The sequence below is a fragment of the Tenuifilum thalassicum genome, assembly GCF_013265555.1.
GTDB classification, from domain to species: Bacteria; Bacteroidota; Bacteroidia; order Bacteroidales; family Tenuifilaceae; genus Tenuifilum; species Tenuifilum thalassicum.
The window spans coordinates 21,276-34,198 of record NZ_CP041345.1; the positions used below are offsets into that span (position 1 = coordinate 21,276).

A 12,923-nucleotide genomic window follows, 5' to 3' on the forward strand; every position below is an offset into this window, starting at 1 on the left:
TTAAAGACTAATGATTTGATAAGTAAGAAAAACAATGTAAACCAAAACCAGAAGGATTCCTTCGCGACGGTCGAATTTACGGGCTTTACCTGTAAATGCAAAGAGAAGCATTAGAACACCAGCCAGAATATTTAGAATTAAATCGATGTTAGCATTTTCATATAATGGAATTGGTTTAATTCCAGCAGTAACACCAAGCACTAATAGGATATTAAATATATTTGAACCAATCACGTTGCCAATAGCAATATCTGGTTTATTTCGGTAAGCAGCAATGGCCGAGGTTGCTAACTCGGGCAACGATGTTCCTGCAGCAACAATAGTAAGTCCAATAACAGCTTGGCTAACACCCAATTTCTCAGCGATATTAACAGCGCCCAAAACCACTAATTTTCCACCTCCAACTAAAAATCCCAATCCGCCTATAAACATTAATATTGAAAGCCACAGGTTTCGCTCCTTAATATCAGGCTCTAGCTCGTTGTCGTTTACCTTGCCTGTTAAAAAATTGTAGTACATAAAAACAGCAAAGAGTAAAAGAAGAATTATACCAGACGAACGAGTAATAATATTAGCATGTGAATTATCGAAAAAAACGTTGTTGCAAAGAACAAAAAGGATTGTTGAAGAGAGCAAAAAGAATGGGATTTCAATTTTAATTGTGCTGCTTTTAACTTCAACTGGTTTAACTATAGCTGCTAAACCAAGAATAATGAATGTGTTAAAAAAGTTACTTCCAAGAATGTTACCAAGTGAAATATCGGAGTTACCACCAACTGCCGAAATGATGTTTACAGCAAGTTCGGGAGCAGAGGTGCCAAATGCAACAACTGTGAGCCCTATGGTTAGTGTTGAAATGCCCAATCGTTTTGCGATGCTAGATGCCCCTTCAACCAACCAAGTTGCTCCTAGTACAAGTGCAGCAACTCCTAAAGCAATAAAAAGGATGTTCATAGTATCTTAAAGTGAAACGTATAAAAGAATTTAAAGATATTTCGCACAAAGATACAACAGATTAGGTTAACTTTGCTTTTTGAAAATTCTTAAAAATATTAAAGTTTTGAAAAGGATATTTGTAGCAATTGGAAGTGTGGTATTTTTACTATTGCTATTCCCACGGTGCGCAAAGGTGGTTTCACCAACAGGTGGTCCAAAGGATACTTTACCACCCGTGCTAATAAATAGCATTCCCAAGATTAATTCAACAAACTTTAATGGCGATAAAATAGTTTTAGAGTTCGATGAGTATATAAAACCCAAAGAGCTACAGCAAAAACTATTGGTTTCGCCACCTCTTAAAAATAGGCCTATTCCCCAGTTAAAAGGGAAAAAACTTGTTCTTGAGCTATTAGATACCCTAAAGCCAAATGCCACTTACACCTTTTACTTTTCCGATGCAATTAGAGATAACAACGAGGATAATCCTATAAATAATTTTGTTTTTTCATTTTCAACAGGAAATGAAATTGATACCCTTGTGCTTAAAGGAACAATTACCGATGCATTTACCAATAAACCAGTTGAGAATGCTTTGGTAATGCTTTACGATAAGGCATTAGATACCCTTCCATACACCACCCTACCCTTGCATATTGCTAAAACCGATAAGGACGGTAAGTTTACCGCTGTGAATTTAAAACCAACTTCGTATAAAGTGGTTGCCATTACCGATAAGAATAGCGATTACTTGTATAACCAAGGAAAAGAGTTTATTGCTTTCTACGACTCGTTGTTAGCAGCATCTACTCAAAACGATTCTGCCCCAGCTGCAATTAAGATGCGAATGTTTACCGAGGAGCTACCAAACCAAATTTTAAGCGGATACGACAGGCCCGAAAGGTACATGTTAACATTACATTTCTCCAGAGTACCCATAAATGGTTTCAAGCTCCACCCTATTGATTCTACCAGTTTAACAGATTGGTATATTGTTGAACCCGATAATAATGGCGATACCCTGACCCTTTGGATATCTAATTCAGAATTAGCCAAACGCGATACCTTAATGACAATTCTTAATTACTACAAAACCGATTCTTTATATCGTCTTTTACCACAAAGGGATACATTGCGATTCCTTTACTATGAAACCGAAAAGCAAAAAAGTACCGATGATACGCTTAAGAAAGGTTTTTCATTAACCACATCAATACCTGGCGATAAGGCTGTTATTCCAAACATACCCGTTGAGTTTACACTTCCAAAACCTGCCCTAAGTGTTGACTCATCGAAAATATTAATATTTAACCAAACCGATAGTATTGTTGAACCCGATGTTAAGTTAGAAGCCGATAGTATTAATCCAAGAATTTACAGGTTCTATAAAAAATGGGAGGTGGGTAAAACCTACCATATGCTTGTATTGCCGATGGCGTTTACCGACATAGTTACCCAAACAAACGACACACTTGAAGTTAAGGTAAATGGTGCCGACCCTGAGAAGTTTGGTACATTAACACTTAATCTTACTGGTGTTAAAAACAAGGCGGTTGTTGAACTTTTAAACGAAAAAGCAACCAAGGTAATTGCTGCCAAAATTGCAAAAGGTAACTCTTTTGTTAAGTTTGATTTTATCGAACCAGGAAAATATCAAATACGAATTATTGACGATGCAAACGGTAATGGAAAGTGGGATACTGGAAACTACATGAAACATATTCAGCCCGAAAGGGTATTTTACTATACCGATGAAAAGACAAAAGGTGTAATTAGTATTCGTGCAAACTGGGATAGCGAATTACAATATGAACTAAAACCGTAAGCATATGTCAGTATTAATGAATTTTGCCATGTTTCCAACCGATAAGGGCGCCAGTGTTAGCCCATACGTGGCCAAGATTATAAAAATGATAAGCGGTTTGGGTTATGAGTACAGGCTAACAGCCATGGGAACAATTGTTGAAACCCCTACTCTACAGCAAGCTCTTGAGGTGATTGATAAATCGTATAAGCTACTTGAACCCGATTGCGAAAGGGTTTATGTTACTGTTAATCTCGATATTCGCAAAAGCGATATGGGCAGAATTGAAGGTAAAATCAAATCGGTTAAACAAAAATTGGACAATCATTAGATAGAACAAAATGAATAGAAAAATATTAACAATTTTATTCTCAACACTTATTTCTACTTGTTTTGCCCAAACATACTTTGGTGTAAAAGGTGGTTATACCATGAGCGACATCTCTTTTAATCCCGTTCAAAACACACGCATGCTTTTTGCCGATGGGTTTGATTATGGCCTGGTTTTTAAGTATTACAATCTTAAATATTTCGGTTTTCAGGCAGAGCTTTACAGGGTAAATCGTGGCTATCGACAACCCATTGATATTGCCGAGCTTGGCGACACTTTATATAAACGTGTAAATAGTTACATTGAGCTACCTATTTTTATGCAGGTATGTTTTCAGCTAAAAAGGACATCGATACTTGTAAATGCTGGGCCATATATTGCGTACATGATAAAAGCTTCGGAAGGTAATAACTCATCGGGGCAATATGTGATGAAAAATATCGATATTAACATCTTGCGTGATAATAGAATCGATTTTGGATTAATTGGTGGAGTAGGGGTTAGCTACGATTTTAATTGGGGAACTCTTTATGCTGATGGACGAATTGGTTTTGGCTTCGGCGATATGCAAAATCACACCTATGGGGGTATGCCCAAACAATCAAAAGCAAGGTTCCAGAGCATTAACATAGGATATCTTTTTAGGTTTGGAAATTCTATACAATAGTTGTAAAAATTCGAACCATTGGGTTTTTATTCTGTTCATAATACCTGTTTAATGATACCTAAATTTGTGTTCTAGTAGATGAAAAAGTGGAACGAATTTGATTACGATATACAACGGGTAATCTCAAACCAGAGTATTGCACCAGGTTCTTATATACTGAAGTTTAAAAAGATAACCCCATTTTTAGCTGGCCAGGTGGTTGCATTAGGGATTTCACGCGATATTGAACCACGCTACTATAGCATAGCATCGGGCGAGAACGATGAGCTTATTTCAATCCTTTACAGCGAGAGGGTAGAGGGCCAACTAACACCAATGCTTTCAATGCTTAAACCAGGCGATAATTTGATGGTATCAAAGCCATTTGGTACGTATACTCAGGTAAAGCCATCACCAATTTTCATTGCTGCTGGAACAGGCATTGCTCCATTTATTTCTATGTTGATGTCGAACAAGGCAAAAGGTGCCACGTTAATCCATGGTGCACGATATACCGATTATTTCTACTATTCCGATTACTTAGAAAACACGCTGGGTAATAGGTATATAAGGTGCTGTTCACGATGTGAACAAGGAAGCCTGTTTGTGGGTAGGGTAACCGACTTTGTAAAGCAATGGAACGACCTTGACCCTGAAAGGCCTTACTACCTTTGCGGAAGTGCCGAAATGGTTGTTGAAACACGCGATATTCTTATATCACGTGGTGTTCCTGTTAGTAATATTAATTCTGAAATATATTTTTAACCGAAATGGTTCCACTTTACGGTAAAACACTTGAAGAGCTTAAATCGATAGTTTTAGAAGAGGGTTTACCTGCTTTTAGCGCTAAGCAAATTACAGAATGGCTTTACAAGCACAATGCCGAGAGCATTGATGCAATGACCAACCTTTCAAAAAAGGCACGTGAGCAGCTTTCTGCCAAATACACAGTTGGACTAGTCAAACCTGAAAAGGTAACGGAATCGGCCGATGGAACCAAGAAGTATCTTTTTCCTGTTCTCGCTAATAGGTACGTGGAGGCTGCATATATCCCCGATAAGGACAGGGCAACTCTTTGCGTTTCGTCGCAATCGGGTTGTAAAATGGGATGCCTGTTTTGTATGACTGCCAAGCAGGGCTTCCAGGGTAACCTAACTGCAGGTGAAATACTTAACCAGCTGCGTAGCATTCCCGAGTTCGAAAAAGTTACCAATATCGTGTACATGGGAATGGGAGAACCATTCGATAACCTTGACAATGTGCTTAAAAGCATTCAGATAATGACCTCGGATTGGGGAATGGGGTGGAGTAGCAAACGGATTACCGTTTCCACTATCGGTCTCATTCCAGCCATGAAGCAGTTCATTGAGTCTACCAGCTGCCATTTGGCCATTAGCCTACACACACCTTTCGACGACGAGCGAAAAACGCTTATGCCAATCCAAAACGTTCATCCCATAGTCGATGTTATTGCTGAGCTAAAAAAGTATAGGTTTACTGACCACAGGCGGGTTTCATTTGAATATATCATGTTCGATGGGCTAAACGACACCCCGCGCCACGTTAAGGCGCTTGTGAAGCTTCTAAATGGATTAACCTGTCGGATTAACCTAATTCGTTTCCATCCAATACCCGGTTCACCACTTCGTACCTCGCCCGACGAACGCATTATTCAATTCCGCGATTCATTAACATCAAAGGGAATATTTACCACCATTAGGGCATCACGCGGGCAAGACATTCAAGCCGCCTGCGGGCTACTATCCACAAAGGCTTTGCAGGAAAAGGGTAGGCAGCAGTAGGCTGGTGAGTTTTATACCCTAACCCTATTCTTAATTTTGAGAAGGGAGATGATTTTAAAACTCATGGCATGCTGAGTGGTGTTGTATCCCTTTTGATTTTAGTTTGAAAATCTATGTATTAATTTTCTTGATAGCAACTAGCCTCTGTCTTCTCTGAATCTTCTGGTTATAAAAAATGAATTTGATGAAGTAAGCTATTTCATTGAACCAGAATATAAATTTCGTTTTCCTTTTCCAAGAATAGTTGAAGGCGCTACAAAACCTTTCAAATGTCATTTACGAAAACTAGGATATTTATTATTTTTGATTAAGCAACTATATCTAACAATAAACTAGTCTTTAAAAAAGTAAAAGGAAGACTATCAATTCATAGAACACATATTAAACAATTGGTTATTATGGGATATGAATATAAGGCTAAGTGTAAGAAATGTGGAAAAAAATTTATTGTAAGAGAGGGAGGTGGCTTTTTCTTCCATCTTCTACATTGTGAAAAGTGTGGAAAGGAGAAAAGTCTAATGTTTAATAAGATAGGTGATGCACATTTCCAATATCTTAAAGGGCTAAATCAACCCTATTCTATTGCTACGAGCAGTAGTGATAAGCTAATACAGGAAACTTATCCTGGTGAGGCAATTAGTATAGAATCGTATGATGATATTGTTGAAAAGGTTGCCGGGTTATGTAAATGTGGGGGGCAATTCAGACTTGATGCGCCTGCCCGTTGTCCAAAATGCAAATCAACGGATTACGAAAATACTTACGAACATGGTTTGTGCTATGACTAGCCAAAATTTATTTACATTAGTGTAATTTCACGAAACTATAGAAAATTGATTTTACTAGTCTAAAAATTATAATAAAAAAGGCTGTCGCTAAGGACAGCCTTTTCGTTTTTCAACCTTACGATTATTTCAGGTTATGATCCTTTACGAATTTCTCAAGAACACCTTTTAGGTCGGGTAGGCCTATTTCGGCTAGGTCGTAGAATACGCGGGTTGTGGGTTTCTTGATGTTGATAATACGGCTTAGGTCGATTGGGGTACCTATTATAACGGTATCGCAATCGGTGTTGTTAATGGTAGCCTCAAGATCTTTGAGCTGCTGCTCACCGTATCCCATGGCAGGTAGCACATTACCAATGTTGGGGTAGATACGATAGGTTTCCTGTAGCTTACCAACCAGGTATGGACGAGCGTCAACCTCTTCGCTTGCGCCAAACTTGCGGGCGGCAATGGTACCAGCACCAATCTTCATTTCGCCGTGGGTTAGGGTAGGACCATCCTCAACTATTAGGCAGCGTTTACCCTCAATGAGTTCTGGCTTATCAACCTTAATGGGCGAAGCGCCGTCAACAACGATAGCTTTAGGATTGGTTTTGCGAATGTTTTCACGAACAATCTGAATGCCCTCAGGCGAAGCAGAATCCATCTTGTTGATAACCACCACATCGGCCAGACGAAGGTTAACCTCGCCAGGATAGTAGCTAACCTCATTACCGGCACGGTGTGGGTCAACCACGGTGATGGTAAGGTCGGGTTTGTAGAAAGCAAAGTCGTTGTTTCCACCATCCCAAAGTATAACATCGCAACCGTTGGGGTCGTTTTCGGCTTCGCGAAGAATGGCCTCGTAATCGACACCTGCGTAAATTACGTTACCACGAACTACGTGTGGTTCGTACTCTTCCATCTCCTCAACGGTACATTTGTGTTTCTTTAGGTCGTCGACAGTGGCAAAACGCTGTACCTTTTGGGCAACCAAATCGCCGTAAGGCATAGGGTGACGAACAGCAACAACCTTAAGTCCAAGACCCATAAGGTACTCAATAACCTTACGTGATGTTTGCGATTTACCACAACCTGTTCGTGTAGCAACAACTGCTATAACGGGCTTGGTACTCTTTATCATGGTTTCGTTTGGACCAAGAAGCATAAAGTTTGCACCTGCTGCGTTAACAATTGAACTTAGGCGCATTACGTGTTGGTATTTTACATCGCTATACGAGAAAACACAATCGTGAACATTCTTTTCTTTAATAATCTGAGCAAGATTTTCTTCCGATTCAATGGGAATTCCATTTGGGTAAAGCTTTCCAGCCAGCTCGGCAGGATATTTACGACCATCGATATCGGGGATTTGTGCAGCGGTAAAGGCAACAACATTATACTCCTCTTTATCGCGGAAGAATGTGTTGAAGTTATGAAAATCTCTTCCGGCTGCACCGATAATAACTACATTACGTCTCATAAGACCTCCTTTTTAAATTTAGGTTAGATTTTAGGTTTACATCTCTCAAATTTAATTTTTTAAATTTCAAAATTTTCATATAAAAAAAATAGTTTTTTACAAGGTGGTTTAAAACCAACATAAAATACAGTGGGACAGTTTATTGAGTAAAAATATGTTAAAGAACATGTTTTGTGAATAAGTAATGAAAAAAGCCCCGCATTTTTAAGACGGGGCTGAAAAAATGGGTTAAGAATTTGATTAATAGATTTCTATGTCATAAGGAATGCGTGCTTGAACGCCTTGGTTTGTTAGCATGTTTTTAATCCTGTTATATGCTTTAAACGATGTTCCAAGTTCATCTTTTAAAATCCACAACTTGGCTTCGGCCGACATGTTTTCCAGAAGTTGTTCAACAAACTTTTTCTGTTTGGGCATTTCAACCAAACGGTAGTTTTCTAGACCTGCTTTTTCGGCGGCGAGTTTAATGGCATCGGTTAGGCCACCAAACTCATCGATAAGCTTAATATCCTTGGCATTAACACCGCTCCAAACTCTACCTTGGCCAATAGCATCAACCTGTTCAACGGGAATGCCGCGACCAGAAGATACATGGCCAATAAAGGTTTGATAGGTTTCCTCAATAAACATTTGCCCTACAGCTCTCTCTTCGGCGGTCATTGGGCGGAACATGGTAAAGAAATCGGCATGCTCATTGGTTTTAACCACATCAACATTGATGCCTAACTTTTTATCGAGCGCTTTTTGGAGGTTAAAGAAAAGGCCAAAAACACCTATAGAACCAGTAATGGTGGTTGGATTTGCCACAATGGCGGTTGCAGGAGCGGCAATGTAGTAGCCACCCGATGCGGCAACATCGCCCATTGATACGATAACTGGTTTTGTTTTGGCAGCCAAATCAACCTCGCGCCAAATTACCTCTGAAGCCAGTGCGCTACCACCAGGAGAGTTGATACGGAAAACTATTGCCTTGATGGCGCTATCGCGACGCGCTTTTCGAATGGTGCGCGATAAACTCTCGGAACCAATATTGTCAGGTCCACCATTACCCATTTCTATTTCGCCTGTAGCATAGATAACTGCAATCTTATCGCGAGTAAACTTACGTTTATTAACCTCAGGAGCTTTAAAGTACTTATTTAACGCAATGCTGTTGATATCATCTTTTTCTTCAACACCTAGCTTATTTTTAAGGAAGCTAAGAAGTTCATCCTTATATATCAGGCTATCTACTAAATGGTATTTCTTAGCCGACTTACCATTGAATATTTCCAAGTCATCGGCCAAGCGGTTAAGCTCCTTTACCGAAATACCACGTGTTTCTGATATAGCGCTAACCCATTGGTTCCAAATGGAAGAGAGATAGGTGAGAGTTTGCTCCCTGTTTTCGGGGCTCATCTTGTTTAACATAAAGGGTTCAACTGCACTTTTAAATTTCCCATGACGTAGAATTTGTGGCTCAACACCAAGTTTTTCAAGTGTTTTCTTGAAGAACATAATCTCGGAACGAAGTCCAAGCCACTCAACCATTCCCTCTGGGTTTAGGAAAATGCTATCGGCAACCGATGCCAGGTAGAACGATTTCTGGCTGTAGGTATCGCTATATGCATAGATGAATTTTCCAGAAGATTTAAAATCAAGAAGGGCATTTCGAATCTCTTCGGTAGTAGCTGCACCTGCGTTAATAGCATCAATCTCAAGTAGGATTCCTTTAATCTTAGGGTCGTTCTTTGCATTATTAAGCGCCTTGAGAATTTGGTTTAACCCCATAGGGCTGTTGGGCTCAAGGGTGGAAAAGTCGAAATTTTGAAAAGGATTGTCGGCTGCCCGGTCAACAACCTGCTGTTTTAAATCGACATACAAAATGGAATTCTCTTTAACCTTAACTTCCTTACTGTCGGTAGCGGCAACAATAGCACTCATGATTCCAATAAAAAGGAAAAACATCACAAGTGATGATAGAATAATACCGACAATGGTTGCCAGTACGTATTTAAAAAACTGTTTCATAGTATAAAGTTTTATAGGTTTTTAGTAAGACAAATTAATGTTGATAAAGTTACAAAAAATTATTGGATTAAAATAGTGTGTAATGCACTGAATGTTAATAACATGTATTTAGTGGTTAAAAAAAATCAAATTATTTTTGATAATAAACTAAAAAAAGCAATAAGTTTGTTAGCCTAAGTAAGATATAAATTATGGCAAAGGTATACCTATCATTAGGGAGTAATTTAGGCGATAGAGAAAACTACTTGGCATGTGCGCGTGATTTTATCAAATCAAGAATAGGGAGTATAGTAAAGGAATCGTCGGTTTATGAATCTGAACCTTGGGGCTTTGAAGCCGAGAGTAACTTCTTGAACCAGGTGCTTAAGGTAGAAACTTCGCTTAGCCCAGCTGCAATTATGTTGGAAATTTCATACATAGAATCGAAGCTTGGACGCGAACGAACAGGAAAGGGTTATTCCTCACGCACAATTGACATTGATGTTCTTTTTTACGACCACCTTATTCTTTATACTCCAGAACTTATCGTGCCGCATAAGCAGCTTCACAAGCGTAATTTTATTATAGAACCGTTGAAAGAGATAGCCCCCGATTTTATTCATCCGCTATTCTCAATAACGGTAACTGAGATAGCTGTTACCTGCCACGATGAATCAAAGGTTTGGAGGTATGAACCTGTTAACGCTTAATAAAGTAAAACCCCTAAACATAGGGGTTTTATTATAATTAGGTTTTAAAATAAAAAATATATTCTTTCAACTCATTATTTTAATTCTTGTTACAATCCTGATTTACCATTATAAGTTTATCCACATCAAAGCCTTTTTGCTTGGCAATCAATTTAAGCTTATCAAAAGTTTGGGTATCGAGCGTTTTTGTTTTTGAAAGAATCCACATGTACTTTCTCTTTGGTTCTCCAACCAATGCATATTGGTAGTTTTCGTCAAGGGAAATTACCCAGTAGTTGCCAGCAAAAGGCCAAAAGAACCTAACCTTTAGCTTAGCAGGTTCATCGGTATTGGGAACCCAGGCCACCCCTTTAATGTAGCTCTCTTTTCCTTCGGCTTTTACACCTCGATTCTCAACCGTTACCCTACCATCCTCTCTAATGGTGTAGGTTGCCGAAATGCAACTTAACCCTTTTTCGAATCGATTGGGAAGACGAGCAATTTCATACCAAGTTCCTTGGTAACGTTCCAGATTTAATTCAGGAACTGTTGGTAAATCCTGCGATTTGCAAGATGTACCAAATAGCAGAGCAAATATTGCCATAGTTCTGAGTTTCATTTTTGTAATATCGATTAGGATGGGTTATGCAATTTACAAAATAGAAAACTCAAAACCTATTAATGGTTTTAAAAAGTAAAAGAAGCTTTCTAATAATGTTTTGCAAGGTTAATCTTTTTTCCCGTAGGCAAGGTCACCAGCATCACCAAGGCCAGGGACGATATACGATTTTACGGTTAGCTCATCGTCAATGGCTCCTGTCCAAAGGGTTGCTTCGCTTGGCGAAAGATTACGCTTCATATAGTTCACGCCATCTTTTGAGGCAATTACCGAAACGATATGAGTATGCGAGGGTTTTCCATGCTCAAGCAATGCCTTGTATGCCAGAAGCATCGATGCTCCGGTGGCAAGCATGGGGTCGATTAATACAAGGGTTTTGCCATCGAGGTTTGGGGTTGATACGTATTCAAACTGAATACGAAAAGTACCATCCTTATCATACTTTCTGTATGCAGAAATAAAGGCATTTTGTGCCTTATCGAAATAGTTAAGCATCCCTTGGTGCAAGGGTAAACCAGCACGAAGAATAGTTGCCAAAACTATATTCTCTGTAGGAACAGATACATCGGCTGTACCGAGTGGTGTTTGAACCTGAACATTTTCGTAGTTCAAAACCTTACTTATCTCATAGGCAAAAATTTCGCCGCATCGTTCAAGATTGCGGCGGAAACGCATTGAATCGTTTTGTACATTTACATCTCTTAACTCCAATATGAATTGGTTAAGAATTGAGTTTTGCTTACCAAGTTCGTGTATCATTGCGTTTGTTTTATATTAGCAAAGTTACAAAAATAATATCCTACACTAAAAATTAATTGATTGATGTTAGAAGTGGAGATAAAAAAAGCGTTGGGCAAGGATGACGTAATGAGTAGATTAATAGATAAATACGAGGTTAAACCGTTGCCAATTACAAGCGATATCTATATTGATATGCTCGAAAACATAGTTTCTCAGCAGCTATCGGGTAGGGTAGCTAAGGTGATTTACGAGCGTTTCCTGGATGTTTTTCCCGATAGATATCCCTCTCCCGATTTGCTGGTAGGTAAAGATGAAAAGGTTTTACGAGAGGTAGGCTTATCGAACTCAAAAGTTAGGTATGTAAAGTCAATGGCCCAATTTGCTCTAGTAAACGATTTGAGTACTGATAGGATTAAAAAGATGACCGATGTTGAGGTTATTAATCTCCTAACACAGGTTAAGGGAGTTGGTGTTTGGACAGCCCAAATGTTACTCATATTCTCACTTGGTCGAGAGGATGTTTTCCCTGTTGATGACTTGGCCATAAAAAAGGGGATGGTTGAGCTCTATGATTTGCAATCGAAAGGGAAAATGCTTACAAACGAGCTTCATGAAATAGCCAGCGCCTGGAAGCCATATAGAACTTGGGGTACACGGCTAATTTGGGCGTACATGAACGATAAAAAGAAAAATGCCACTCGTTTATAACTAATTCTAGCTACTTTTGTAAAAAAAGAGAGATGTTTAAGTCGGTTCTAATAGTTGGTTTAGGCGGATTTATTGGAAGTGCATCCAGATTTTTAGTTAGCCGATATTTTCAGCTACAAACCCTTTCCGATTTTCCATGGGGAACTTTTACTGTAAACATTGTAGGAAGCTTAATTATTGGGTTGGTTTACGGATTGTCGGAACGAAGTAACTTTTTATCACCAGAGTTGCGCCTGTTTCTTGCGGTTGGTTTTTGTGGTGGATTTACAACTTTCTCATCGTTTGCAAACGATATGCTATTAATGCTTCAGGGGCGTGAACTTTTCCATTTTATAATTTATTCAGGAGCAAGTTTTATTCTAGGATTAGTATCGGTTTTTATTGGTAGATATTTAGTTCAAATTCTATAAT

General features: G+C 38.9%; 14 protein-coding genes. 9 read left to right on the plus strand and 5 right to left on the minus strand.

Features of this window, described 5'->3' with window-relative positions; translation table 11 throughout:
* A complete protein-coding gene (locus FHG85_RS00110) occupies positions 1-954 on the minus strand; it encodes a calcium/sodium antiporter (RefSeq protein ID WP_173072251.1) in 954 nt (317 codons plus the stop codon).
* 106 nt (positions 955-1,060) lie between these two features.
* On the opposite strand from FHG85_RS00110, the gene FHG85_RS00115 reads away from it, so the two are divergent.
* From FHG85_RS00115 to FHG85_RS00140, 6 genes are all read left to right on the plus strand, one after another.
* The gene (locus FHG85_RS00115; protein WP_173072252.1) at positions 1,061-2,761 is read left to right on the plus strand and encodes an Ig-like domain-containing protein; all 1,701 of its coding nucleotides are present in this window, start codon (positions 1,061-1,063) and stop codon (positions 2,759-2,761) included.
* 4 nt (positions 2,762-2,765) lie between these two features.
* Entirely contained in the window at positions 2,766-3,071 is a 306-nt protein-coding gene (locus tag FHG85_RS00120) for an MTH1187 family thiamine-binding protein (protein ID WP_173072253.1), read from the plus strand.
* Between the two features lie 10 nt (positions 3,072-3,081).
* Positions 3,082-3,738 (plus strand): porin family protein, encoded by a 657-nt coding sequence (locus FHG85_RS00125; protein ID WP_173072254.1) that lies wholly within the window; start codon positions 3,082-3,084, stop codon positions 3,736-3,738.
* A 78-nt stretch (positions 3,739-3,816) separates the two neighbouring features.
* Positions 3,817-4,482, plus strand: coding sequence for a ferredoxin reductase domain-containing protein (locus FHG85_RS00130; RefSeq protein WP_173072255.1), 666 nt, complete (start codon positions 3,817-3,819; stop codon positions 4,480-4,482).
* 5 nt (positions 4,483-4,487) lie between these two features.
* Complete coding sequence (gene rlmN, locus FHG85_RS00135; protein ID WP_173072256.1) at positions 4,488-5,519, plus strand: 23S rRNA (adenine(2503)-C(2))-methyltransferase RlmN; 1,032 nt, start codon at positions 4,488-4,490, stop codon at positions 5,517-5,519.
* Between the two features lie 398 nt (positions 5,520-5,917).
* Entirely contained in the window at positions 5,918-6,307 is a 390-nt protein-coding gene (locus FHG85_RS00140; RefSeq protein WP_173072257.1) for a hypothetical protein, read from the plus strand.
* A 121-nt stretch (positions 6,308-6,428) separates the two neighbouring features.
* On the opposite strand, the gene FHG85_RS00145 is transcribed toward FHG85_RS00140, so the two are convergent.
* Together FHG85_RS00145 and sppA are read right to left on the minus strand one after the other, a co-directional pair.
* Positions 6,429-7,766 carry a cyclic 2,3-diphosphoglycerate synthase gene (locus FHG85_RS00145; protein WP_173072258.1) on the minus strand — a complete coding sequence of 446 codons (1,338 nt, stop codon included), beginning with the start codon at positions 7,764-7,766 and terminating at the stop codon, positions 6,429-6,431.
* A gap of 240 nt (positions 7,767-8,006) precedes the next feature.
* Positions 8,007-9,776, minus strand: coding sequence for a signal peptide peptidase SppA (gene sppA / locus FHG85_RS00150; RefSeq protein ID WP_173072259.1), 1,770 nt, complete (start codon positions 9,774-9,776; stop codon positions 8,007-8,009).
* Positions 9,777-9,967: 191 nt separating this feature from the next.
* Here sppA and folK point away from each other — a divergent pair, with 191 nt between their 5' ends.
* The gene (folK, locus tag FHG85_RS00155; RefSeq protein ID WP_173072260.1) at positions 9,968-10,465 is read left to right on the plus strand and encodes a 2-amino-4-hydroxy-6-hydroxymethyldihydropteridine diphosphokinase; all 498 of its coding nucleotides are present in this window, start codon (positions 9,968-9,970) and stop codon (positions 10,463-10,465) included.
* Between the two features lie 79 nt (positions 10,466-10,544).
* On the opposite strand, the gene FHG85_RS00160 is transcribed toward folK, so the two are convergent.
* Together FHG85_RS00160 and upp are read right to left on the minus strand one after the other, a co-directional pair.
* A complete protein-coding gene (locus FHG85_RS00160; protein ID WP_173072261.1) occupies positions 10,545-11,048 on the minus strand; it encodes a lipocalin family protein in 504 nt (167 codons plus the stop codon).
* Positions 11,049-11,171: 123 nt separating this feature from the next.
* Entirely contained in the window at positions 11,172-11,822 is a 651-nt protein-coding gene (gene upp / locus FHG85_RS00165; protein ID WP_173072262.1) for a uracil phosphoribosyltransferase, read from the minus strand.
* 63 nt (positions 11,823-11,885) lie between these two features.
* Here upp and FHG85_RS00170 point away from each other — a divergent pair, with 63 nt between their 5' ends.
* Both FHG85_RS00170 and crcB read left to right on the plus strand, forming a co-directional pair.
* Complete coding sequence (locus FHG85_RS00170) at positions 11,886-12,512, plus strand: DNA-3-methyladenine glycosylase family protein (RefSeq protein WP_246249309.1); 627 nt, start codon at positions 11,886-11,888, stop codon at positions 12,510-12,512.
* 32 nt (positions 12,513-12,544) lie between these two features.
* Complete coding sequence (gene crcB / locus FHG85_RS00175) at positions 12,545-12,922, plus strand: fluoride efflux transporter CrcB (RefSeq protein WP_173072264.1); 378 nt, start codon at positions 12,545-12,547, stop codon at positions 12,920-12,922.
* Position 12,923 lies beyond the last annotated feature (1 nt).